Below are 25,869 nucleotides of genomic sequence, written 5' to 3'. Positions count from 1 at the left end.
ATGTATGTCCCGTCCAACGTTATTGACGCGCGCTTTATTCGCTACTTCAATGGCTCCTATTACTGCCATTACGTTTGCCAATGAGGTGCCGTGTTCGATCCCGTTCTGCTCCGCTCGTTCCTCGCCGTGGCCGACACGCACAGCTTCACGCAGGCGGCCGGTCGGCTCGGGATAAGTCAGCCGACGGTGAGCCAGCACATCCGCAAGCTCGAGGATGCGGCGGGCCGGCGGCTCATCACCCGGGATACCAGGGGGGTGCTGCTCACCGACAACGGCGACGCCATGGCGGGGTTCGCCCGCACGATCCTCGCGGCCCACGCGGCGGCCGAGAGCTACTTCCGCGGCTCCGCGATGAAGGGGCGGCTCCGCTTCGGCGCTGCGGACGACCTCGCGATCACGCAGCTGCCGCGCATCCTCCGCCACTTCCGCCAGCTCTACCCGAACATCAATCTCGAGCTCACGGTGAACCAGAGCACGCGACTGCACCGTCGGCTCCTCGCGGGGCAGCTCGACCTCATCTTCGTCAAGTGGAACCCGGAGCCGAACCCGCACGGCATCCTCGTGCGCCGGGACGACATGGTCTGGGTGGGGCAGGAGAAGACCTCGATCGAGCCGGGCGCCCCCGTGCCTCTCATCGCCTACCAGGCGCCGAGCCTCAGCAGGCAGATGGCCATCGATGCGCTCGAGGGCGCCGGTCGCACCTGGCGCATCACCTGCAACACCCGCGAGGTGAACGGCGTGCTCGCGGCCGTCCGGGCGGGCATCGGCGTCGCCGTGTTCCCGCGCACCCTCATCCCCGACGACCTCGTGCAGGTCAACAGCAGCATGGGTCTGCCCCCGCTCGGACAGGTGGACTTCACGCTCCTGTCCAACCCGATGGCCGCGAAGGAGCCGGTTGACGCCCTCGTCTCGGCCATCGTGGGGCGGCCGCTCAACCGCACGGCCTGAGGACAGCACCGGCGTCTCCCGCGGTCGGCGAAATCCGGTGCCCGGTCGCCCTTGCCCCGCCCGGGAAGGGGGGCAAGGGTGGGTCCTGACCTGAGCCGAAGGGGAAGAGACTCATGAGCCTGATGCGGACGAAGAGCGTCGAATCATCCATCGCGGACTCCGCCGAGGACCATCGCTCGCTCAAACGCTCGCTCGGCACGTGGGACCTCACCCTGATGGGCATCGCCGTCGCGGTCGGCGCGGGCATCTTCTCGGTCGGCGCGCGGGCGGCGGGTGACTTCGCCGGCCCGTCCGTGATCCTGTCGTTCGTGCTCGCGGCCGTCACCTGCGGCCTCGCCATCATGTGTTACGCGGAGTTCGCGTCCGCCGTCCCGGTCGCCGGGAGCGCGTACACCTTCACCTATGCGACCCTCGGTGAGCTGCTCGCCTGGATTATCGGCTGGGATCTGATCCTCGAGATGCTGACCGCGGCAGCCGTCATCGCGAAGTACTGGGGTATCTACCTGAGCAGCGTGTTCGACCTCGCGGGCATCGCCGTGCCGGACACCGTCTCGATCCTCGGGCTGCAGGTGAGTTGGGGCGCGTTTCTCATCGTCGCCATCTTCACGGCGCTGCTCGTGGTCGGGACGAAGCTCTCGTCCCGGGTCAGCGGCGTCTTCACGGTGCTGAAGGTGGCCGTCGTGCTGTTCGTGATCGTTGTCGGCGCGTTCTTCATCCGGGCCGAGAACTACACTCCGTTCCTTCCCGCCTCCGAGCCGACGACCGGCGGGGCGAGCGACGTGTGGGCGCAGTCGCTGTTCTCCTTCGCCACCGGCGCGGAGCCCGCGCGTTACGGGGTCTTCGGTCTGCTAGCCGGAGCCTCCCTCGTGTTCTTCGCCTTCATCGGCTTCGACGTCGTCGCCACCTCGGCCGAGGAGGTGAAGAACCCGCAGCGCACCCTGCCGCGGGGCATCTTCGCCGGGCTGAGCGTCGTGACGGTGCTCTACGTCCTCGTCGCCCTCGTGCTCACGGGCATGGTGCCGTACACGGTGCTCGCCGAGGCCGAGGACCCGTCGCTCGCGACGGCGTTCGTGTCGGTCGGCGCGGAGTGGGCGGCGCAGGTGATCTCGATCGGCATCCTCCTCGGCCTCACGACCGTGATCATGGTGCTGCTGCTCGGCCTCGCCCGGGTCGTGTTCGCCATGAGCCGCGACGGCCTGCTGCCCCGCGGCCTCAGCCGCACGAGCGACGTGCACAAGACGCCGGCCCGGGTGCAGATCATCGCGGGCGTCGTGGTGGCGCTGATCGCGGGGCTCACCGACGTCGGCGTGCTCGAGGAGATGATCAACATCGGCACGCTCTCGGCGTTCGTGCTCGTGAGCCTCGGCATCCCCGTGCTCCGCAGGAAGCGCCCGGACATCGTGGCCGCGTTCCGGGTGCCGCTGTCGCCGTTCCTGCCGATCCTCTCCGCCGTGCTGTGCATCTGGCTGATGCTCAACCTCACGACGCTCACCTGGGTGCGCTTCCTCATCTGGCTCGCCATCGGCCTCGCCATCTACTTCCTCTACGGCAGGCGGCACTCGCTGCTCGGCCGGGAGGGGCTCGGCGCGGAGGGTGCGGGCGCGCGGAGCGTCAGCCGGTGATGTCCCGCCGGTCGAGGGCCACGAGCGCGACGACGAGCAGGGCGGCGGACAGGCCGTAGAGCAGGGCGAGGCCGCCCCAGTCCGCCCCGTTCACCAACGGCGCCTCGCGGAACGCCCACGCGTACGGCGACCAGTCCTTCAGCCACGCGAGGTCCTCGGTCTGGTTGCCGATGGCGTTCAGCGCGTACCCCAGCACCGCGACACCGGCCGCGGCACCGAGGGCGAAGGCGCGGCGACCGGTCAGGGCGCCCACCGCGATCGCGACCATGGCCGTGAGCAGGGTGACGCCGAGAAGCGCGGCGATGCCCGCGGCGAGGTTCCCCTCCCTCAGGTCGAGGCCGGCGGGACCGTTGAGCAGGAGGATCAGGACCCCGCTCAGCAGGCACAGCCAGGCGAGCCGGGCGGCGACCGCCGCCGACCGCTCGAGCACGACCTGCCTCCTGCTCACCCCGTGCGCGAGCGTCAGCTCCAGTGCGCCGTTCTCCTCATCGCCCGCGACGGCGGCGGTGCCCCAGGACACCGCCGCGATCGTGAGCAGCAGGAACCCCATCAGGCCGAAGAACGTCGACTGCGTGTAGCCGGCCCCGGTCGTGATCTGGTCGTAGCCGATGGTGCGCACGAGCTCCGGGGGGAGCGTGTCGAGCAGCTCCCGCATGTCGGCGTTGCCGCCGATCGCGGGGAACAGGGGCAGGTAGAGCAGCAGGGCGGCCGCGACCCCGAGGCTCCAGCCGAGGAGCGCGCGCCACCCGCTCGCGAGCGAGCGGCGGAGGAGCGGGACCGCGGTCACCGGGTGCTCCGCTCGCGGGCTCCGCGGTGGGCGCCGTGTCGCGACCGCGGAGGATGCGCCGGATGCTCGACGTCACCCATCCGCTCGCCGTACAGCCGCAGGACCGACTCCTCGAGGTCCGGCTCCTCCACGGTGAGGTCCTGGACCGGGAAGCGGGCGATGGCCTTGACAAACGGATCGATGGCCCCCTCCACGGTGGCCGCCGCCCGGACGCGGTGGTCCTCGGCGCCGAAGGAGAGGCCGGTCACGTTCGGCAGAGCGTCGAGCGCAGCCCGCAGTTCGGGTTCGGCTCCCGCCGCGACGTCGAGCCTGATCCGCCGGACGGCGGTCTGCCGGAGTGACTCGACATCGCTCACGACGACCACCCGCCCCGCGCGCAGGATGGCGACCCGGTCGGCCGCCTGCTGGATCTCGCTCAGCACGTGCGAGCTGAGGAAGACGGTCTGCCCGCCCTGCCTCGCCTCGCGCAGCATGGCGAGGAACTCCTGCTGCACCAGCGGGTCGAGGCCGCTGGTCGGCTCGTCGAGTACGAGCAGCCGCGGCCGGTGCAGGAAGGCCTGCACGAGTCCGAGCTTCTGCTTGTTGCCCTTCGACAGCGTGCGCACCTGGCGCCCGAGGTCAAGGCCGAGCCGGTCCGCGATCGCGTCTGCGGCGCCCCGCTCGGCGGGGCCGCTGATCTCGGCGAAGTGGCGCAGCAGCTCACGCCCGGTGATGCGGCCCTCCAGTCGCAGTTCCCCGGGGAGAAAGCCGATGCGCCGGCGCAGCGCCGGGCCGCCGGCACGCGGGTCCTCGCCGAGCACCCGGACCGAGCCCGAAGTGGGGCGCAGGATGTCGAGCATGAGCCGCATCAGCGTCGTCTTCCCGGCCCCGTTCGGTCCGATCACGCCGAACACCGTGCCCTCCTCGACCTGCAGGTCGACGGCGTCGAGGGCCGGGCGCGCGCCGAAGCGCTTGGTGAGCGCGGCGGTCTCCACGGCTGCGGTCATCGCTGATCCTTCCCGCTCGGGACGAGAGAGCGCCACCTCCGCGGGTAGCACGGCGGTGGACGTCGGCAGCACGCTAGACCCGCGTCACCCGTCCTGTACAGGGCCGCGGCCGGGCGTTGCGGTCAGCCTCTGACGCAGGTGCCCGCGGTGACCGGCTCCGTGAGCCCGGGGGCCGCCTCGGCGACGGGGGCGAGCTCCGACATCGCGAGGGCGTAGCCCACGTTCGCCGTCGTCGTGCCCTTGGCAAAGATTACTCCCGCGACGCGGCCGTCCTCGGTCAGGAGCGGGCCGCCAGACTCGCCCTGCTGCACGTCGGCCGCCAGCGTGTACACCTGGCGGGGTGCGGGGTTCGCGCCATAGATGTCCGGGATGGCGAGCGGGCCGAGCGCGAGAACCTCGGCGGGGTCCGCGTCGAAGGGTCCGCCGAACGGGTAGCCCTCGGTCACCGCGCGCTGGCCGACGGCGAGGTCCTCCGCCGTTCCGAGGGGGGCTGCCGCAAGGTCGTCGACGGCGATCACGGCGAGGTCGTCGACCGGGTCGAAGTAGACGACGCGGCCGGGCAGGGCGCCGTCGGTCGTCTCGACGACGGGCTGGTCGACTCCGGCGACCACGTGCGCATTGGTGACGACCCGCTGCGGTGAGATGACGAAGCCGCTGCCGGACTGGCTCTGGCCACACGCGTACGCGTTCCCGGTGATGCGCACGACCGATGCCGAGGCGGCCTGCAGCGGCGCTCCGTTCGTGTCGAACTGGGGCAGGACCGGATCCTCGCCGGTGAACGCGTCGACGATGCGCGGCAGGCCCTCCTGCAGCACCGAGGCCCGCACCTGCGCGACGAACGACTTGACGGGATCGGGCGTCAGACCGTCGATGGAGCGGATGACCGCCGAGGAGCCGAGGGCGGGGGAGAGCACGGGGACGCCGAGGGACCCGATGCTGAGCGCGAGCATGCCGAGCACGAGCGCGGTCGCGACGAGGGTCGCGACGGCGCCGAGGAGCCGGTCGATCACGCCGAACGCGGTCTTGCGCAGCCGGTGCGCGATGCCGGAGCCGATGCTCGACCCGATGGTGAGCCCCAGCAGCACAAGCAGGAGGGCGGCCGCCACCGTCGCGGGAACGCGCCACTCCGGCGCAGGGACCCAGGTGGGCACGAGGGGGACGACGAGCAGGGCCGCCGCACCGCCTGCGAGGGCGCCGACGATGCCGCTGACGCTGCGGACGAGGCCGCTGCGGTAGCCCTGGATCAGGGCGGACAGCAGGAGCAGCAGGAGGATCACGTCCACGATTACCGACGGTGACACTGGCACTCCTTCCGCTCGCCGAATCGTATCCGACCCTCCCCGGCCGTCCCTGCGCGCGCGATCCTCGGACGGGCGGGCGGCTGCCCCGGCGGCTGTGCCCGGCGCCGAGGCGGTGCGCCCCGTGCGGCTGGTCAGGCGGTGGGGGAGTCCGCGTCGTAGCCGCGGAAGCTGCGGCTGCGGCGCACCAGGGCCCCGACGAGCACGACGATCACGACGCCACCCAGCAGGGGCGGGAGCCACAGCGCGCCGAGCGTCGCCAGCACGCCGACGTACATGTCCCCGATGCGGGGTCCGCCCGTCACGACGACGGTGAAGACGCCCTGCAGGCGCCCGCGGATGTTGTCCGGCACCGCGGACTGCAGCATCGTCTGGCGGAAGATGCTGCTCACGTTGTCGGCGCCGCCCGCCCCGGCGAGCAGCAGCGCCGCGATCACGAGCGCCGGCACGTTGGCGTCCGCGATGTCCTCCGACACCGACGGGAACGGGCCGAGCGCCAGCACGGCGAGCACCGCCCCGAACGCGGCGAGGAAGCCGCCGTACACGATGATCGCGCGCTCGATGGCGACGCCCTGCATGCGGACGGAGCCGGCCCGGCCGGAGAACAGGCTGCTGAGCAGGGCGCCAACGGCGTACGCGGCGGTAAGGATGCCGACCGTCACCGCCCCGCCGCCGAGCAGCAGTGTGCCGATGGCCGGGAACAGCACGCGGGGCTGCCCGAAGGTCATCGCGACGATGTCGAGGAGGAAGGACAGGCGCACGTTGGGGGCGACGCGGAGGAACGACAGGCCCTGCCGCAGCGAGGCGAGGCCGGGGCGGTGCACCTGGCCCTCGGGCGGCAGCGCGGGGAGGGAGAGGATGCCCACGAACGCCGCGAGGAACAGCACGACGTCGACGGTGTAGGTCCAGGCGAAGCCGACGGTGGCCACGAGCACGCCGGCCACCGCCGGCCCGACCGTGACCATGATGCCGCCGGAGATCCCGGTGAGGGCGGATGCCGCGGGCAGCAGTCGCGCCGGCAGGATGCGCGGCACGATGGCGAAGCGCACGGTTCCGACGATGGTGGCCGCCACCGCGTTCACCGTGGTGAGCAGGTAGAACGGCCAGACGTTCTCCACCTGCAGCCAGGCCAGGGTGGCGAGGCCGATCGTGGAGGCCCAGGCAGCGACGGCCGACAGGAACGCCACCCGGCGGCGGTCGAAGGCGTCGGCGAGCATCCCGCCGTACAGACCCGCGACGATCATCGGGAGCAGGGCGAATGCCCCGACGAGCGACACGGCGAGGGTGGAGCGTGTGAGGTCGTAGATGTGCAGGCCCACCGCGACGATCGTCATCTGGCCGCCGATGCCCGAGATGGCGCCGCCCAGCCAGAGTCGCGCGAAGGCGGGGCTCTCGCGCAGCGGCGAGAGGTCGACGAGGTGGCTGCGCCGCTTGCGCTGCTGTTCGGGGGATGCGCTCACCGGTTCCATTGTGGTCCTCTCGTGCCGGTCGTTCTCACCGCGGCCGGTTCGAGGGCATGCTGGGGGTCATGACGATCCCCTCGCACCAGCTCAACGACGGCCCCCGCATCCCGGCTCTCGGCCTCGGCACCTACGGACTCCGCGGCGACGAGGGCGTCTCGTCGCTCGTCGCGGCCATCGACGCCGGCTACCGTCTGCTCGACACCGCACTCAACTACGAGAACGAGCGCGAGGTGGGGGAGGCGGTGCGCCGCAGCGGGCTCGACCGCGACGAGCTCTTCGTCACGACCAAGCTGCCCGGTCGCCACCACGGCTACGAGGAGACCCTCGCGAGCTTCGAGGAGTCCCGCGGGAACCTCGGGCTCGACCACGTCGACCTCTACCTCATCCACTGGCCCCTGCCGAGGGTCGGCAAGTTCCTCGACTCGTGGCGCGCGATGATCGAGCTGCGCGAGCGCGGGCTCGTGCGCTCGATCGGCGTGAGCAACTTCCTGCCGGAGCACCTCGATCTGCTCGAGGCGGAGACCGGCGTCGTGCCGGCCGTGAACCAGGTCGAGCTGCACCCGCGCTTCCCGCAGGCCGAGCAGCGCGAGTACCACGAGGCACACGGCATCGTCACCGAGAGCTGGAGCCCGCTCGGCAAGGGCAGCGACCTGCTCGAGCAGGATGCGGTCCGGGCGGCCGCCGAGGCGCACGGCGTGACGCCGGCGCAGGCGGTGCTGCGCTGGCACATCGAGGTCGGCGCGCTGCCGATCCCGAAGTCCGGCGACCCCGAGCGCCAGGCCCAGAACCTCGACGTGTTCGGCTTCGAGCTGACGACGGAGGAGGTGGCGTCGATCACCCGTCTGGAGACCGGCCGCCTCTGGGACGCCGACCCGGCGACGCACGAGGAGTTCTAGCCCGGCCCGGCGAGGCCCACGGGCGCCGCCCGCCCGGTCTACGAGAAGGGGCAGGAGGCGTCAGGAGGCGTCGGGCGCGTACGCGATGTAGTCGATCTCCTGGAACTCGGCGACCTCCGGAACCCACCGGTCCTGCACGAAGGCCCGGTGGGCCGGGTGGTCGTTGTACGCGGCGTACGCGTCCGCGTCGGCGAACTCCATCGACAGCCCGAACGTGAACCCGTTCGTCGGGCTCACCTCGCGGAGGCGCTCGAACCGCTGCACGCCCGGGATGCCGGTCAGCGCCCGCTCGGCCTCGGCGAGGAAGTCCGCCTCCTCGGCGGAGGACGGGGCGTGGACGAGACGGAAGACGACGGTGTGACGGATCATCCGTCCACGCTATCGATCACGCACCCGGAGCTGCGCCGAGTCCCGCGAGGGGATCATCCGTGCATGGAACCGCCGGGAGTCCACTCGTAGCGTGCGTCCGGCTCGCGCTCCTCGGTGGCGGCCCCGTCGGTGACCTCGGCGAGCACGAAGCCCGCGGTCTCGTAGAACCGACGGGCCCGGGCGTTCCGCTGGAAGACCCACAACTGCAGGCCGCCGGGATGCAGCCGTTTGGCGTGATCGAGGAGGAGCCGGCCGACGCCGGCGCCCTGGTGCTCGGTCGCGACGTACAGCTGCTCGAGATGCCCGGGGGTGAGGGCGGCCACCCCGGCCAGGACGTCCCCCCGGGTCGCGAGCCACACGTCCTGCTCGGGCAGGAGCACGGTCGCCACCCAGTTCCGGTCCTCCTCCGCGGTGTGCGGAACGGCCAGCCAGGGCATGGCGGTCGCCTTGGCCGAACGGATCAGGTCCGCGATCGCCCGGGCGTCGGCCGGAAGCGCTCGCCGGAGGGCGAGGTCGCCCGCCCGGGGTGTGGTCGTTGTGGTCGCGCTGCTCACAGCAATCCTCCGTCCGCGTCGCTGCGAACAGAATGGTAGCGCCCGTCGTCTCCGGGGTCCCTTCCCCGCCCGCCGCGGGGTCCGGGCGTCGTTCCGCGAGGTGATCCGGGTGAGCGCGGGCACGGAATCTTTGGGCTCCGGACGGGGGGTTATTCACCCCCTTCCGGGGGTCACCCGCGCGGGGCCTCGCGCACCCGGGTCCGGGGCTCGAGCGGTCGGGATCAGGGTCGACGGACCCGGTCGGCCCCGTCCGCGGGCTCAGTGGCGAAGACGCGACGGCCCGGCCGCCCTCCCGCCGAATGCTCTGCTGACCGGCCACGCGGCACCGAGTCCCACGAGCTCGCCGCCCTCTCGAGGGCGGCTCCGGGAGTTCTCGGCACCCGCCGGCACGTCCGCGTCGACGGGCCGCCGTAACCCGTTTCCTCCACCGGCGAAACGGGGGCGCGGGACGTGGGAGCGCGCTACCCGACCCCCCTTGAAACGTACAAAAAAAGTTTGCTGAAAGTTTCTCAGGTCGTGGTAACTTCACAGCATTCGACCCTTCCCCGAGGGTCGGACGAACCGCCTGCCGTGCCCGATGTCCGCGCACGGTGCCCCTCCCAGCGGTTGACGCACCCCCTAGCACCCCCGCTCACCCTGCCCCCCTCGTTCGCTCCGGCGCGCCTTCTGACGCGCGTCCGGGCGCGATCTGTCGTACCCGAACGGATTGTCATGTCGCACGGCCCGCGCTCCGCCGCGTCCCCCGCCCGCCGCCGCCTTCTGGTCCCGTCGTTCGTCGCGATGACGGCGCTGCTCGGATCGCTGTTCTCAGCCGGTCCCGCGTCCGCCATCACGTTGGCGGAGGTCGACCCCGACGTGACGAAGTGGGCGGCGACGCCATACTCGCCACTCCCCTGGGAGGAGGTGGCGGCGCCGGGCAACACGGCGTCCCTGACCTTCGACGGCGGCACGTCCGGGCTGCCGGACGCAGCCGGCGTCGGCACGGGCTTCCCGGCGGTGCAGCCGTCGAGCACGGCGGGCTCCTCGCCCTACTACGTGCCGCAGAACCTGTCGGTGGCGGGCGGCAAGCTCACCGTCACCGCCTCGAACGGCATCCAGAACGCGGCGGTGAACGCGCAGGACAACGCGCTCGGGTTCGGCGTCGCCGCGAAGGACCGCCAGTTCGTGCTCACCACGACCCTCGACAGCCCCGCTGCCGCGACCTCGTTCGCGCAGGCGGGGCTGTGGTTCGGTGCGGACGACAAGAACTACGCGAAGCTCGTCATCATCGGCAATGCGGCGACGACGCGCCAGATCCAGCTCGCCAAGGAGATCAACGACGTCTCCGCGTCGCCGGCGGGCACGTCGAGCACGAGTGCCGACCAGGTGATCTTCAACACGACCCAGCCGACCCTCGCCGCGGGACCGATCACGCTGAACATGGCGGTGGACGGGGTCAATCGCAAGATCTTCGCCAGCTACCGCATCGGCACCGGCCCCGTCACCGGGCTCGGCACCCTCGACAACGTCCCCGCGTCGTTCTTCGACGGCAGCCTGCTCGCCGCCTCGAAGCCGGCCGACAGCTCGGTGACGGCGTTCGGCGGCATCTTCGCGACCAAGCGCAACATGCTCGCGACCACGCCGCTCGCGTACTCGTTCGAGAGCTTCGGCTTCGGCGAGGCCGACATCGCGGCGCCCGCCGCCCCCGCGGCCCTGTCCGCCACCGCCGTCCCGAGCGGGGTCAACCTCGCCTGGGCGCCCTCGGAGGAGACCGACCTCGTCGGCTACCGGGTCTACCGCTCGACCACCTCGCCGGTCTCCACGACGGGCACCCCCATCTCCGGCCCCAACCCGGTGACGGCCACGACGTTCTCCGACACGACCACGTTCAGCGGCATCAACTACCACTACGCGGTCGTCGCCGGCGACACGCTCGGCAACACGTCGCCCACCTCGAGCACGGGTCCGGTCGCCTCCGCGGCGGCCGGCGAGCTCGTCGCCAAGATCGACTTCACGACCCCCGTGGGCTCCGCGGCGGCCGGCTACACGAAGGACGGCGGATCGGCGTACTCCGCCGCGGCGGGCTTCGGCTGGCTCGACCCCGCTGGCGCCCCCTTCGACAACAACGCCGCGACCCGCGTGCGCGGCATCGCGGGCTCGGACCCCCGCCTCGACTCGATCATCCACCTGCAGTACAAGGCCACGACCACCTCCACCCCCGTCGAGTCCACCTGGCGCTACGACGTGCCGAACGGCCGCTACACGGTCATCGCGGCCGTCGGCGACAGCGGCACCGGCGTCTCCAACGGCTACGACAGCCAGCACACCATCTCCGTCGAGGGCCAGAAGATCTTCGACCGGTTCCAGGCCAGCGCCGCCCGTCCCTTCGACGAGGCGGCCGTCGTCGACGTCACGGTGACCGACGGCACGATCAGCATCGACCCCTTCGGCGGCGCGAACAGCAAGCTCGCGTACGTCGAGATCTACCGCACCGCCCTGACCCTGATCACCCCCGCCGTCCCCACCGGGCTCACCGCCGCCATCGACGGTGAGGACGTCACGGTCTCGTGGGCCCCCGCCGCCGACGCCGTCTCCTACCGCGTCTACCGCGACACCGACGCGGACGTCGACACGACGGGCACCCCGCTCGCCACGGTCGAGTCGCCCAGCTACACGGACCTCAGCACCGCCGCGGGCACCTCCTACCACTACGCCGTGGTCGCCACGAGCAAGGACAAGCTCGACTCCGCTGCCTCCGCCACGCTGAAGGTCGACGTCCCCGAGATCGAGGACCCCACCCCGCCGCAGCTCTGCCTCCCGAGCGAGTGGAAGGCCGAGTTCTTCTCGGGCACCGCCCTCGCCGGCACCCCCAAGAACGTCGTCTGCGTCAGCGCCATCGACCAGTCCTACACCGGGGGCGCCATCCCGGCCGGCCTCGACAGCCCCAACCAGTACTCCGTCCGCTGGACCCGCACCATCGACCAGGGCGCAGGCAGCTACGAGCTGACCACCCGCACCGATGACGGGGTGCGCGTGAGCATCGACGGCACCTCCGTGCTGAACGAGTGGTACGCGCAGAGCGCCGACCGCACCCGCACCGTCCAGGTGCCCCTCGCCGACGGACCGCACCAGGTCGTCGTCGAGTACTACCAGGGCTTCGGGGACGGCTCCGCGAAGGTGACGTTCACGAAGACGATCACCTCCTGCGCGACCGGCGAGTGGCTCGCCGAGTACTTCGAGAACACGAGCCTCACCGGCACCGTCGCGCACCGCGAGTGCGTCGCGGACATCGACCAGACCTTCGCGGCCGGCGAGGCGCCCGAGGGACTCTCCTCGAGCAACCTCTACTCGGTCCGCTGGACCCGCACCATCAACGAGGGCAAGGGCACCTACCGCTTCTCCGCCGCCACCGATGACGGCGTGCGCGTGAAGGTCGACGGCGCGCTGGTCATCGACCAGTGGCGCGACCAGAGCGCCGACGAGACGCACACGGCCGAGCGCACGCTCGCGGCCGGCAGCCACCTCATCGTCGTCGAGTACTACCAGGGCTACAACGAGGCCTCCGCGACGGTCGGCTACGAGAAGACGAGCTCCGACACCGAGGCGCCCGACGCGCCCACGAATGTGGTGACCACCGCGGGCACCGACGCGATCACCGTCCGGTGGGCGGCGAGCACCGCCACCGACACCGTGGGCTACCGCGTCTACCGCGGCACCACGCCGACGGTCGCGACCACCGGGAACGGCATCGCCGGCGCCGCGCCGGTCACCGCCCTCACCTTCGTCGACACGACGGCGGAGAAGGAGGTCCCCTACTACTACGTCGTCGTCGCGGTCGACGACTCGGACAACGCCTCCGCCGCATCCGCTGCTGCGCCCGGCGTCATCACGGTCGTGCCGGACACCGAGGCGCCCACTGGGCCCACGGCGCTCGCCGCCGCGCCCAAGGACTCCGCGGTGACCCTCAGCTGGACGGCATCCGCCTCCACCGACGTCGCCGGCTACCGCATCTACCGCGGCACCGAGCCCGCCGTGTCCACGAGCGGCACCCCCGTCTCCGGCACGACGCCCGTCACCGCGACGACCTTCACCGACTCGACCGTCACGAACGGCACGACGTACTTCTACGTCGCGGTCGCCGTCGACCTGGCCGGCAACCGCTCCGCCGCCTCCAACGAGGTCGTCGCGGTGCCGCTCGTGCCGAACACGACGAACGTCAAGGTGGACTTCACGGCCACCGACGCCACCCCCGTGGCCGGCTACCTCGCCGACTGGGGCCAGGCCTACGGGCTGCGCACCGGGGCGACCCAGGGCGCCGGCACGGTCAGCTACGGCTGGCTGAGCGAGGACGGCAACGCCACGAGCCTCGTGACCAACGGCCGCGACCGCAACCGCGCGGGCGTCCCGGCCCTGCTCGACTCGATCCTGCACATGCAGTACGGCGACGCCAACGGCGGCACCGGCACCAACGGCGTGAAGACCGAGGGCGTGTGGGAGCTCGCCGTGCCCGACGGCCTGTACTCGGTCAAGGTCGCCGTGGGCGACGAGGCCGACGCGGGCGGCGGCTACGAGGCCAACCACGTGATCAACGTCGAGGGCTCCGTCGGCATCGAGAAGTTCATCGGAAGCGCCGCCGCCGAGTACTCCACCGTCACATCGACGGTCGGCGTCTGGGACGGCAAGCTGACGATCGACGCCAAGGGCGGTGTGAACACGAAGATCGCCTACATCGAGGTCCTCGGGCTCACCCGGGCCCCGCACGTCGACACCGTGCTGCCCGAGAACCGCGTGATCGGCCACGACGTCAACGCCGGCGTCTCCGCCAACATCAAGATCCCCTACGCGGGCGTCGGCGTGAAGCCGAGCAGCATGCCCGGCAACGTGCACCTCTACAACGTCGCCACCGGCGCGCTGGTCCCGACGACCGTCGGCACCTCGGGCGGCAACGACGTCATCTCCCTCGCCCCGAACGACCCGCTGGCCCCGAACACGGCCTACCGCTTCGTCGTGACGAGCGGCGTGACCGACAACTTCGGCGTCTCGTTCGTGCCGTTCACGTCCGTGTTCACCACGGGCAGCGGCGAGGTGACCTCGTCCGACGAGTTCACCCCGGCCAAGGGCATCTCCTTCCAGAAGGTCGAACTGCCGACCGGACGCGGGAAGTACTGGTCGTCCTACGCCTTCGGACCGGACGGCAAGCTCTACGGCACCACGATCGGTGAGGGCATCTTCCGCTTCACCGTGAACGCGGACGGCACGCTCGGCGAGGCGGAGTCGCTCGGCTACGAGGGCTTCGCGCACATCGGCCTGCTCTTCGACAAGTCGTCGACGGCCAACGACCTCCGCCTGTGGGTGACGCGCACCAGCGCCAACTTCTCCGAGCAGGGCCAGTGGGTGTCGAGCATCCACCAGCTCTCGGGGCCGAACCTCGCAACGGACCGCACCATCTTCACGAGCCTGCCCCGCTCGCTGTCCGACCACCTCACCAACTCGATGGCCTACGGCCCCGACGGTCGGATCTACTTCCAGCAGGGCTCCAACCAGGCCTCCGGCGATCTGGACAACGCGTGGGGCCAGCGCGGTGAGCAGCTGCTCACCGGTGCGACCCTGGTCTTCGACCCGGCCAACGGGCAGATCCAGACCGCGGCCAACGGCGGCGGAGCGATCGACGTGAAGACCGCCCAGGGCGGCACGTACAACCCGTACACGCCGACCGCGCCGCTCAAGATCTACGCCACCGGCATCCGGAACGCGTACGACCTCGTGTGGCACTCCAACAACCACCTCTACGTGGCCACGAACGGAACCGCCGGCGGCGCCAACACGCCCGGTGTGACCGCCAACGCCAACGGCACCTTCACCCGCACGGCCGCGGCCGGCATCCCCGGCTTCTCCACCGTGAACGGCACGGACGTGACCCCGCAGTGCGTGCGCCGCGGGTACACGGGAGGCACGGTGCCCCCGACGGGCAACATCCCCACCCAGAAGGACCTGCTCTTCGACGTGGTCGAGGGCGGCTACTACGGCCACCCGAACCCCGAGCGCTGCGAGTTCGTGCTGAACGCCGGCAACGACGCGGCCACCCCGACGGCCCCCGGCACCAAGGAGTCGAAGTACCCGCTCGGAACGAAGGCCGACCCGAACTACCGCGGCGTCGCCTACGACTTCGAGTTCAACAAGTCCCCGAACGGCGCGCTCGAGTACAAGAGCTCGACCTTCGGCGGGCAGCTCAAGGGCCGCCTGGTCGTCACCCGCTTCTCCAACAACAACGACCTGATCTTCCTGCAGCCCGACAAGGCGACGGGCAAGGTCCTCGGTGCCCAGACCTCGGTCGGCATCACGGGCGTCGCCAACACGACGATGTCGGGAGTCGACGGCTTCAACGACCCGCTCGAGGTGGTCGAGGACCCGAAGACCGGAAACCTGTACGTCAACCAGTACGACCGCAGCGGCTCCGACCAGCGCATGTACCTCCTGCGGGTCCCCGCGAGCCAGCAGGCGTCCACCGTCTCCGCTTCCGTGAACGAGCTCGTCTTCTCCGCGGTGAAGAGCACGCAGAGCGCGGCGAAGACCGTGACGGTCACCAACAACTCGGCGCAGGCCGTGACCGTCAACACCGCCCTCACCGGCGGCCAGGCGGGCGAGTTCACGGTCACGGGCGGAAACGTCTCCGTGCCCGCCCAGGGCAGCATCACGCTCAGCGTGCGCTTCACCCCGGGCGCCACGGTCGGGCAGCGCGCATCGACGCTCCGCCTCACGGCCGGCACCAGCACGACCGACATCGGGGTCTACGGCCTCACGATGAACGGCATCGAGGGCTCCAACGAGCCGACGCTCGCGAACGTGCTCGGCACGCTCGGCTACGGCGTGAACGTGGGCTGGACCAACCTGGAGGGCGGCACGCAGCCGGTCGCCAAGGGGGACGAGGTGCTCGAGCCCCTCTTCGTGAAGTCCGGCACCGCCGCGCCCACGATGACGCCGCTCGCTCAGTACGCCCCCCGCGAGGACCTGCCCTTCGGCTGGTACACCGGTGACGGCGTCGGCGCGGACCTGCACAAGCTCGGCTCGATCGACATCAGCGGCTACCAGTCGCTGCTGCCGCCGAGCAGCCCCGGCACGGTGGCGAGCTTCGACCCGGCCGCCCATAAGTTCGGCTTCTTCTACGTCTCGAACGTGTTCAAGCGCACGGGCTTCACGGAGGACCGCCTGAACACCGGCATCGCCCACCGCGCCCGCGTCTACCCGGCGAAGAACCGCACCGGCACGACCATCCCGAACACCTACATCGTGGGCTTCGAGGACGCGGCGAACGGCGACTACCAGGACTACCTGTTCCTCGTCACGGGCGTGAAGCCCGCGACGGACACGGGATCCGTCGACGGTGGAATCCGGGTCGACTTCACCACCAAGGCGGCCCAGCTGCCGGCCGGCTACCTGCGGGACTACGGCCAGGCGTTCAGCCTGCGCACGGAGGCCGACCAGGGCACCAGCCTCACCTACGGCTGGAAGAACGACACCACCGAGAACGACGTCGACCTGTCGACGGGAGGCACGGCGGGCAACGGCCGTGACCGCGCGTCGGCGCAGACCGACCAGCGCCTCGACTCGTTCATGCACATGCAGGGCGCCATGGTGCCGAACTTCAACGGCAACCCGACGAACGCCTACTGGGAGATCGCGCTGCCGAACGGCCAGTACGACGTCACGGTGGCGGTCGGCGACCCGGCTCCGCAGTCCGACGTCGAGATCCACCAGATCAACCTCGAGCACGACCCCGCGATCACCCTCTTCCGGCCCACCGGAGTGGCAGGCGCGGCGTCGAGGCACACCACGGTCACCAAGACCGTGACGATCGAGGACGGCTTCCTCACGGTCGACGCCCGCGGCGGAACCAACACGAAGATCAGCTACATCGACATCCTCCCGGTCACCGCTCCCGGCGGCGGGGACGGCGACGACCCCACGGACGGCGCGCAGGTCAAGGTCAGCTTCGGCACCCCCGAGGCCCCGGCCGTGACCGGCTGGTCCCGTGACAGCGGTGCGCCGTTCTCGACGACGACCGGCTCCGGCTGGGTGACGACCGGCGGCACCCCCGTCGACCGCGCCACCTTCATGCGCTACCGCGCCACGGCCACGGCCGGGATCTCCTTCCCGACCGACCAGCTGCTGCGGACCGGCGCGCACCTCCAGGAGCCCACCGAGGCCCGCTGGGAGTACGTCGTGCCGAACGGCACGTACGAGGTGGCGGCATCCGTCGGCGACTCGGCGTTCCTCGACTCCGTGCACACGGTCACCGCGGAGGGCCAGCCCGTCGTGGCGACCTTCACGCCGACCGGGACGACCCCGTTCCAGACCGGCAAGCGCACGGTCACGGTCACGGACGGCCGGCTCACCATCGCCGGCACGGGCGAGAACACGAAGATCAACTGGGTCTCCATCAAGGGCGAGGGGCTCGACGGCCCCGCCGTTCCGGCCACGCCCACGACGAAGATCAACTTCCAGCCCGACTCCGTGCCCGCCCCGTCCGGGTGGACCGCGGACACGGGTGCCGGCTACACGGCGGCGCGCGGCTACGGCTGGCTCGTCAACGGCCAGCCGGCCGACCGCAGCGCCTCGACGCGCTACCGCGCCGCACCCACGGCGGGCATCTCCTACCCGACGGGCGACGTGACCCGGCAGACGTTCATCATCACCCAGTCGGGAACGGTGGACGTGTCGGACGGCGTCTGGCAGTACGCCCTGGCGAACGGCACGTACGACGTGGCGGTGTCCGTGGGTGACTCCGGATTCCTCGACTCGGTGCACGGCGTGAACGTCGAGGGCACGAACGTGGTCTCCGGGTACGTCCCCACCGGCGGCGCCCCGTTCTCGACCGGCACCGCGAAGGTCACCGTCACCGACGGCATGCTGACGCTCACGCCGACCGGGACCAACACGAAGGTGAACTGGATCACGATCGCCGGGCAGACCCTGTCTGCGCCGTCCCTGACCGTGACCGCCAACGGCCAGTCCGTCGGCACCAGCTACACCGGTGCCCCGGCCACGATCGCCGTCGCCGCCCAGGCGGCCGGCGGTGCCACGATCGCGAACGTCACCTACGCGCTGAACGGCGCGGCGGCGACGGCCTACACCGGCCCCATCACGGTCAACCAGATCGGCGAGCAGCAGCTCGTCGTCACGGCGACCGACTCCGAGGGCCGCGCCACCACCCGCACGATCGCCCTCACCATCGAGGACATCGGCGGAACGGTGACGCTGCGCAACGAGCAGGTGACCCGCGTCAACGGCGCCCCCGCCCCCGGCTTCTCGGAGGACTGGGTCGCGCTGCAGCGCATCAACAGCGGCGTCACCACCCACCAGGTGATGGACCAGGCGACGGTGACCGTGACCAACACGGGCGCGAAGAACCTGCGCATCACCGGCATGACGCTGGGCGGTGCGAACGCCGGGCAGTTCGAGATCGTGAACCCGCCCGTCACCCCGCTCACCGTCGCCCCCGGCGCCTCGACGCCCGTCACGGTCAAGTTCATCGCCAACTCCGGTTCCCGCGGCGTCCGCAGCGCTCAGCTGACGATCGCCTCGAGCGACCCGGCGAAGCCCGCGACCGTCGTGCAGCTCCGAGGCGGCTACATGGGCGCTCCCGAGGGCGGCAGCGAGCTGACGCTCCCCGAGATCACGGCGCTGTTCGGCTGGACGACGTCCATCGGCAACCTCGTGAACGGTGACGAGATGCGGACCTCGCCGCTCAAGGGCGAGGAGGTGCGCACGCTCCAGTGGAAGCGCGCGGACACCACGCTGCCGGTGACGGCGCGCCAGCTGGCCGCCTTCCACGGCTGCTGCGAGCAGACCGAGCGGATCACGATCAACGGCGTCGGCTCGACCCACATCGCGCCGTACAGCCAGTCGATCCTGCCGCCGAGCAGCACGGCCGGTGCGCCGACCCAGGTCAGCACCAGCCCGGCGGGCAACTTCACCTTCAGCGTCTCCGGTCAGACCACGAACAACGTCAATTACATGGCGCTGAAGACGTGGCCCGTCCGTGACCGTAGCGGCGTGATCGTCCCGGGTGCCTGGATCGTCGGACACGACTACATCAGCTCGCCGAACCAGTGCGGCATCGCACCGACGAACTGCGACTTCCAGGACAACGTGTACCTGATCACGAACATGCTCCCGGTCGCATCGAGCGACACGACGGCTCCCGCGGCACCCGCCGCAAGCGCCGCCGTGACCGGGACGTCGGCCACGATCTCCTGGACGCCGAGCACCTCGACCGACGTCGGCGGCTACGCCGTCGAGCGGGCGACCGCGGCCGAGGGCCCTTGGACGCGGATCAGCGGCCAGACCCCGGTCTCGGGCACCTCCTTCGTCGACGCCACCGCGCCGGCCTTCGTGAACACGGTGTACTACCGGGTCCTCGCGGTCGACGCGTCCGGCAACACGGCGGCAAGCGCCCCGGCGGCACTGGACATCTCGTCGATGCCCGGCCGGTCGCTGCTCATCGCGGCGAACGCCACGGCCGTGACGACCGGGGGCCGCACCTGGCTGCCGGACGCCCCGTACGCCGCGGGCGGCAGGCTGTACCGCAACCCGGCCGTCACCCAGATCGCCGGCACGACCGACGACGCGCTGTACCTCAGCGAGCGGAGCGAGACCACGACGTTCGGGTACAACGTGCCCGTGCCGAGCGGCACCTACCTCGTCCGTCTGCACTACGCCGAGATCTACCACGGCGCCACCGGTGGTGGCGCGGGCGGAACCGGGAAGCGCATCTTCTCGGTGAACTTCGAGGGGGGAACGACCCCCGAGATCCCGCGCCTCGACCTGAACGCGCAGGTCGCGCCCATGACCGCCTACGTGACGACCAACTCCGTGGTCGTGACCGACGGCAACATGGACATCGACTTCGCCGCCACGGTCGACTTCCCGAGCGTGTCCGCGGTGGAGATCGTCCGCACCGGCGACGCCCCGGCCCCGCCCGCCGCTCCGACGGCCGTCACGGCGACGGCCTCGGCCACCGGCGCGACGGTGAGCTGGACGGCGGCGGAGCGCGCGGTCGGCTACTACGTCGAGAAGTCCGCGACCCCCACGGGCACCTTCACCCGGGTCAGCGGCACGACGGACCTCACCGGCACGAGCTACACCGACACGGCGCTCGCCGAGGGAGCGACCGCTTCCTACCGGGTCGTCGCGGTCGGCGTGACCGGACTGACCTCGGCACCGAGCGGGACGGCGACGGTCACCAGGCCGCTCACGGCCCCGACCGCGCCGAGCGCCCTCACGGCGACGGGCACGACGGCCGCCGTGAACCTGGCCTGGACCGCGAGCTCCGCTCGGGCCGTCGGCTACTACGTGGAGCGAGCCACCGCCGCGACCGGTCCCTGGACCCGGATCAGCGGGGAGGCGAACCTCACGGCGACGACCTTCGCGGACACCACGGCAGTGGCCGGCACCGCGTACTTCTACCGCGCGGTCGCGGTCGGCGCGACGGGCCTCACCTCCGCGGCGAGCAACACCGCGACGGGCACGAGGACGGTCGCTCCGGTGGCTCCGGCGGCGCCGACGGGTGTGACGGCGACGGGTAGCGCGACGGGTGTTGCGCTGGCCTGGACGGCGTCGCCGACGGCGACGGGGTATGTGGTCGAGCGTGCGGCGTCGGCGACGGGGACGTTCGCCCGGATCAGCGCGGCGACGCCGCTGACGGCGACGACGTTCACGGACACGACGGGCACGGCCGGCACGACCTACGCCTACCGGGTGATCGCGGTCGGCTCGACCGGGCTGACCTCCGCGCCGAGCGCCGTGACCACCGGGATGAAGACCGCGCCTGCTGCGGGGTCGACGATCCGGATCAACGCCGGTGGCCCTGCGGTCACGACGAATGGCGTGACGTGGGCTGCGGACTCGGGCTTCGTGGGTGGCAAGACGTACACCAACGGATCCGTGTCGGCGATCGCGGGAACGACGGACGACGTGCTCTACCGCACGGAGCGCAGCGACCCGAGCTTCGCGTACGACATCCCGGTCGCGAACGGCACCTACAACGTGCGCCTGCACTTCGCCGAGATCTACCACGGGGCGACCGGTGGCGGAGCGGGCGGAACGGGCAAGCGGGTGTTCGACGTGAACATCGAGGGGGGTGCGCTCGAGCTGGACAACCTGGACATCAACGCCCGGGTCGCCCCGATGACGGCGTTCGTCAGCTCGCACACGGTCACGGTGACCGGCGGGGTGCTGGACATCGACTTCCTCGCCAGTGTCGACCAGGCCAAGATCTCCGCGATCGAGGTGATCCCGGTTGCTGCTCCGGTGGCTCCGGCGGCGCCGACGGGTGTGACGGCGACGGGTAGCGCGACGGGTGTTGCGCTGGCCTGGACGGCGTCGCCGACGGCGACGGGGTATGTGGTCGAGCGTGCGGCGTCGGCGACGGGGACGTTCGCCCGGATCAGCGCGGCGACGCCGCTGACGGCGACGACGTTCACGGACACGACGGGCACGGCCGGCACGACCTACGCCTACCGGGTGATCGCGGTCGGCTCGACCGGGCTGACCTCCGCGCCGAGCGCCGTGACCACCGGGATGAAGCTGCGTCCGACCATCCGCATCAACGCGGGCGGACCGGCGGTCACCACGGGCGGCGTCACCTGGGCGGCCGACACCGGCTTCGCCGGCGGGAAGGTCTACACCAACCCGCAGGTGACGGCCATCGCCGGAACGACGGACGACGTGCTCTACCGCACGGAGCGCAGCGCGACGACGAACCTCGGTCCGTTCGGCTACAACATCGCGCTGGCCCCGGGGACGTACACGGTGCGCCTGCACTTCGCCGAGATCTACCACGGGGCGACCGGTGGCGGAGCGGGCGGAACCGGCAAGCGCGTGTTCTCGGTCAACCTCGAGGGGGGAGCGACGGAGATCGCCGCGCTCGACCTCAACGCGGTGGTGGCACCGATGACCGCGCACGTCCGCAGCAACACCCTCGCGGTGACCGACGGCAACCTGGACATCGACTTCTCGTCGACGGTCGACCAGGCCAAGATCTCCGCGATCGAGATCGTGCACGTCCGGTAGCCCGGCCACGTGAACGACGAGGGACCCCCGGATGCTCCGGGGGTCCCTTCTCGTTGCCGGGTGCGAGTTGCGGTGCGGGTGTGGGCGCGGGCACCGGCGGGTAGGGGTGCTGGTCGAAGGAAGCGAGCTCGCCGCACGGGAGCGAGCTCCCGTGCGGGTGCGGGTGCGGGTGCGGGTGCGGGTGCGGGCGCGGGTGCGGACGGAGGCCTCGCGTGTTCGGTCACGCGCCTCGGATCGACGTCGCGCGGTCGCCGGCCCCCGGCTCCTATCGCCCGGCCGTGTAGTGCCGGGCGATCTGCTCGCCGCTGAGAGCGACGGTGTACACGGCCGCGAATCGCATGCTGCCGGTGAAGGACGGGTTCGACGGCGCCGACGGCCACCCGAACACGGAGTCGGAGCCGATCCGCCAGTATCCGGTGATGCCCTGAGCCGTGGTCGTCGCGGTGTCCCTGGCGACGACGGCCCCGTCGACGTAGAGGGCCATGCCGGCCGGTGACAGCGTTGCTGCCGCGTGATGCCACGCACCGTCCGCGTAGTTCACCCCGGCGCGGCTCGTGATGGTGCGCATCGTGTCCGGGTGGACGCCGAACACCAGGCGCCCGTCGTCGGTCATGTAGATCATGCGGTCGAAGACGATCGACGGCCCGGTCGCGCGATCGCCGAAGCCGATCAGGCGCCCGCCGGCCACCGTGGTCCGGAACCACACCTCGGCCGTGAACACGCTCGTGCCGGTCCAGACGCTCGGGTTGGTCACGTAGCTGGTCGATCCGTCGAGTACGTAGGCCGCTCCGCCGTCGCGGGGGCAACCCGCCCTGGTCGGCGGAGCGCCGGTCGCGCGCGCGCCCTGATAGGTGCCGTTCGACTTCCGGGGCGAGAAGTCGGTTGCGGTGGCTCCCGTGGTCACGGAGCGGTACGTCGTCTCGAAGTTGTCGAGGTGCATTCCCGCGGTGTCGGTGATCGTCGTGGACGTGGGGAAGGTCGTGTACGCGAATCCCATGGCCACGCCGGCGAGTCCGGCCGCGGTGATCCCGCTGTCGGTGACCGACAGTCGCTGCGTGCCGTCCACGAGCATCCGGATGGTCGTGCCGTTCATGTCGAGCGACAGCCGGTGGGTGCTGTTGGCGGTCACCGGGGCGCCCCACTCGCCGAGGTAGGTCCACGAGTCGTTCACCACCCGGAAAAGGACGTAGGCCGCACCCGCCTGCTCGTAGCGGGCCATGTAGAAGGTCCCGTTGGGGTTGGCCGGGTCCATCCGGCCGACGACGCCGACCCGGTCCTCGGGAACGGAGGACACGGTCGCGATGTCCGCGCTCACGGTGTAGTCCGCGCTCGTGGGGGCGGTGGACGACGTGTACAGAGCGGCATAGGTGGAGGCGTTGCCCTTGCGGATGCGGCCGGACGGGGTGAAGACCGCGTCGTCGTCGCCGAGCCCGGAGATGTCCCGCCGGACCCAGGACCCGCCGACGTCGGCGGACCGGCCCTGCAGCGGTGTGCCCGCCGTTCCGGAGAAGGTGTCACGCACGGCGACGGCGGAGCGGGGGCTCACCTGGAGGTAGTCGAGATTGACGTTCCCGGTGTCGTTCGGGCCGAAGGTCAGCGCGACGGTGTGCGAACCGGCCGTGAGGGGCGCCGACACGTGCACCGTGGACCAGTCGTCCCAGGACACCATCGGGGGAAGCGAGATCTGCTGGGCGGCGGTGGAGTCCACCTGGAGGGTGAGCGTCTTCGCCGTGCCGCCCGCGTTGGCGTAGCGCACGGCGATCGCGTGGGTGTCCGTCACCGGCGCGGACACGGTGAACACGGTCCTCGCGCCCCGGTTCGCGTCGGTGTAGCCCGCGACGAAGCCGGTGCCGCTGTAGCCGGTGTGGTCGTTCACGGCGATCGCGCCTCCGCTGAGGGTCGCGGACTCGGCCTCGTACAGAGCGCTGCCGGGGTACGGCGCGGTCGACGTGCCGGAGTCGTCGAGGCGGTAGGCGAACAACGCATTCGCGGCGTCCGCGGTGTAGGCGCCCGCGCAGGTGAAGTACGGGGCGGTGCCCGCTCTGTTCGCCGAGTTGGTCACGCGCGCCGTGAATCCGGCCATCGTCTCCGATGCCTGCGAGAACAGGCACAGTGCCACGAGCACGGCGCCGCTCGCGGCGAGCGTGACCCGCCGGGCGCGGAGGGGAGAGTGCGGTCTCATGCGTTCCGGGTCTCGCCGGTTCGAGCGGGCAGCCCCACAATGAGGCACCACAGGAGGGGAAGCGCGCAGACCAGGCCCATCACCAGCCAGCCTGCCGGAGGGAGGTGCAGCGCCGTCGTGACGTCGTAGCGGTCTGTTGCGCCGGTGACCGGAGCGGACAGCGTGCCGACCATCCCGCTGGTGAGGTCCACCGAGCTGCCGCCGGTCACGGTGGCGCGGATGGGGAGCAGCCCGGTGGACACGACCGTCGCCCTGGCCGAGCCGTTCTCCACGGCCGTGGCCAGGATCGCGACGCCGACGAGCGGCTTCAGGAGGAACACGGTGACGGACACCACGAAGGACGCGCCGAGCACTCGCGCGGCCGAGCGGTCGTCGGGGCGCACGAACCTCGCGGTGAGCGCCCACAGACCGGCGAGACCGATGGCCAGGAGGGGCAGGGCCCGGATCGCGTGACCGACGCCCGGAAGGACGGCGACCGCCCGGCCGATGACGTCGGACTCGCTGAGCTCCCAGGGGTCGGCTGTCCCGTTGGCGTCGCCACGGGTGGAGAGGAGCCCCCCGGCGTCCATCGCGTCGATGCGGTGGGTGTACACCTGCTCGGGCGCCGTCGGCGGACGGAAGGTGATGATCTCGCCCACGCTCAGCCCGCCGGCGACCGGCTGGGTCAGCACGAGCGTTCCGACCGGGGCGGCCTCGCCCATGGACGCGGTGCTGACGACGAACCAGCGCCCGCCGCCGCTGAAGAAGACCGCGGCGGCCACCGCGACGCCCGCGACGAGGATCACCAGGGCCGCGGCGGCGGCGCTCGACAGGCCGGTGCGCCGCGCGCTCAGGTCGTCGGCGCGCCGGGGCGCCGTGCCGGTTCCGGCGCGAACCGGAACCGGCACCAGCGATGGCGTGGAGATCGTCACGTCGGGTCCTCGTGCGTCGCGTCCGGGGTCAGGCCGCGAACGTCCAGGTGAGCGGCAGCGACGCCGCCAGGCCCTGGTATGTGTTGTCCGCGCTAGAGGCCAGCGTCACCGCGAACGTGAACGGCACGGACGCCCCCGCGGCGGGCGCGGCGGGCATAGCAAAGGCTGCTGCCGGTGCGTTGGCGAGCGCGGCGGCCGTGCCGGAGAACACGGTGGTCGCGCCGGACGTGATGACGACGTTGAGCTTGGCGCAGAGGTCGGTGGCCGTCCCGTTGACGGTCCCGTTCTTCGACTGTTGGCACACTGCGCCGGGCGTGAGGGTGAACGAGGAGGCGGCGACCGTGCCGGTGTTCTTGATGGTGATCGAGGTTGTGGACGTCGATCCGGGCACCATGTTCACGTTGCCGCCGAACTTGTTGATCGTCGTGCAGTTCGCGGAGTTCGAGGAGACGCCGCCGCCGTCCGTGCTGCTGCAGGTCGCGGGCGTTCCGGTGGTCGACGTCTCCTGCATCGCGATCACGCCGGACCCGGCGGTGTTGGTGGTGTTGGTGATGCTGGCGACGAAGCCCGACAGGGTGCCGGTCATCGAGACGGACAGGAGCGCTGCGCCGAGGACGCCGGTGACGATGGATGCGCGGGTGAACCGGCGACGCTTGATTTCGGGCGTGTTCGTAGACATACTGATTCCTCTTGGGTGGTTGGGGAACTACTGACGGACGCGTTTGCAGACGCGTGTTGTACTCCAAGAGGGGGTCTGTGGCCGACCCCCCGGAGGACCAAGGCCAAAGCTAGCCGGTCCTCCA

Annotated in this window: 13 protein-coding genes; 4 read left to right on the top strand and 9 right to left on the bottom strand. The window is 71.2% G+C overall.

Going from position 1 to position 25,869, the window contains the following annotated elements:
* Positions 1–90 precede the first annotated feature (90 nt).
* Positions 91–948, top strand: coding sequence for a LysR substrate-binding domain-containing protein (locus tag DAI20_RS02115; protein ID WP_108248924.1), 858 nt, complete (start codon positions 91–93; stop codon positions 946–948).
* 113 nt (positions 949–1,061) lie between these two features.
* The gene (locus DAI20_RS02110) at positions 1,062–2,570 is read left to right on the top strand and encodes an amino acid permease (RefSeq protein WP_108248923.1); all 1,509 of its coding nucleotides are present in this window, start codon (positions 1,062–1,064) and stop codon (positions 2,568–2,570) included.
* Here DAI20_RS02110 and DAI20_RS02105 read toward each other — a convergent pair.
* The 4 genes from DAI20_RS02105 to DAI20_RS02090 all read right to left on the bottom strand — a co-directional run bounded on the left by DAI20_RS02105 (position 2,560) and on the right by DAI20_RS02090 (position 7,110).
* Positions 2,560–3,357, bottom strand: a complete 798-nt coding sequence (locus tag DAI20_RS02105) for an ABC transporter permease subunit (RefSeq protein ID WP_108248922.1) — start codon at positions 3,355–3,357, stop codon at positions 2,560–2,562. The two genes, DAI20_RS02110 and DAI20_RS02105, sit on opposite strands and share 11 nt — an antisense overlap.
* A complete protein-coding gene (locus DAI20_RS02100) occupies positions 3,354–4,343 on the bottom strand; it encodes an ABC transporter ATP-binding protein (RefSeq protein WP_108248921.1) in 990 nt (329 codons plus the stop codon). The genes DAI20_RS02105 and DAI20_RS02100 overlap by 4 nt, the downstream gene beginning before the upstream one ends.
* 122 nt (positions 4,344–4,465) lie before the next feature.
* Positions 4,466–5,644, bottom strand: coding sequence for a MarP family serine protease (locus DAI20_RS02095; protein WP_108248920.1), 1,179 nt, complete (start codon positions 5,642–5,644; stop codon positions 4,466–4,468).
* 131 nt (positions 5,645–5,775) lie between these two features.
* Positions 5,776–7,110 carry an MFS transporter gene (locus tag DAI20_RS02090; RefSeq protein ID WP_108248919.1) on the bottom strand — a complete coding sequence of 445 codons (1,335 nt, stop codon included), beginning with the start codon at positions 7,108–7,110 and terminating at the stop codon, positions 5,776–5,778.
* 59 nt (positions 7,111–7,169) lie between these two features.
* Here DAI20_RS02090 and DAI20_RS02085 point away from each other — a divergent pair, with 59 nt between their 5' ends.
* Positions 7,170–8,000, top strand: coding sequence for an aldo/keto reductase (locus DAI20_RS02085; protein WP_108249679.1), 831 nt, complete (start codon positions 7,170–7,172; stop codon positions 7,998–8,000).
* Positions 8,001–8,060: 60 nt separating this feature from the next.
* Here DAI20_RS02085 and DAI20_RS02080 read toward each other — a convergent pair whose 3' ends face one another.
* Together DAI20_RS02080 and DAI20_RS02075 are read right to left on the bottom strand one after the other, a co-directional pair.
* Positions 8,061–8,369: a Dabb family protein gene (locus DAI20_RS02080; protein WP_108248918.1), complete on the bottom strand. Its 309-nt coding sequence runs from the start codon at positions 8,367–8,369 to the stop codon at positions 8,061–8,063.
* A gap of 53 nt (positions 8,370–8,422) precedes the next feature.
* Complete coding sequence (locus DAI20_RS02075; RefSeq protein WP_205781322.1) at positions 8,423–8,923, bottom strand: GNAT family N-acetyltransferase; 501 nt, start codon at positions 8,921–8,923, stop codon at positions 8,423–8,425.
* Between the two features lie 711 nt (positions 8,924–9,634).
* Here DAI20_RS02075 and DAI20_RS02070 point away from each other — a divergent pair.
* Positions 9,635–21,973: a malectin domain-containing carbohydrate-binding protein gene (locus DAI20_RS02070; protein ID WP_108248917.1), complete on the top strand. Its 12,339-nt coding sequence runs from the start codon at positions 9,635–9,637 to the stop codon at positions 21,971–21,973.
* 265 nt (positions 21,974–22,238) lie between these two features.
* On the opposite strand, the gene DAI20_RS02060 is transcribed toward DAI20_RS02070, so the two are convergent.
* The 3 genes from DAI20_RS02060 to DAI20_RS02050 are packed head-to-tail and all read right to left on the bottom strand — an operon-like array spanning position 22,239 to position 25,745.
* Positions 22,239–24,155, bottom strand: a complete 1,917-nt coding sequence (locus tag DAI20_RS02060; RefSeq protein WP_108248916.1) for a LamG-like jellyroll fold domain-containing protein — start codon at positions 24,153–24,155, stop codon at positions 22,239–22,241.
* The gene (locus tag DAI20_RS02055) at positions 24,152–25,066 is read right to left on the bottom strand and encodes a S26 family signal peptidase (protein WP_108248915.1); all 915 of its coding nucleotides are present in this window, start codon (positions 25,064–25,066) and stop codon (positions 24,152–24,154) included. The genes DAI20_RS02060 and DAI20_RS02055 overlap by 4 nt, the downstream gene beginning before the upstream one ends.
* Before the next feature lie 28 nt (positions 25,067–25,094).
* Entirely contained in the window at positions 25,095–25,745 is a 651-nt protein-coding gene (locus DAI20_RS02050; protein ID WP_108248914.1) for a hypothetical protein, read from the bottom strand.
* Positions 25,746–25,869 lie beyond the last annotated feature (124 nt).

This window comes from Planctomonas deserti, assembly GCF_003067705.1.
In the GTDB taxonomy this organism is placed as follows: Bacteria; Actinomycetota; Actinomycetes; order Actinomycetales; family Microbacteriaceae; genus Planctomonas; species Planctomonas deserti.
Note: the sequence above shows the minus strand (reverse complement) of the source record. Positions and strands in the feature narration are given on the sequence as shown.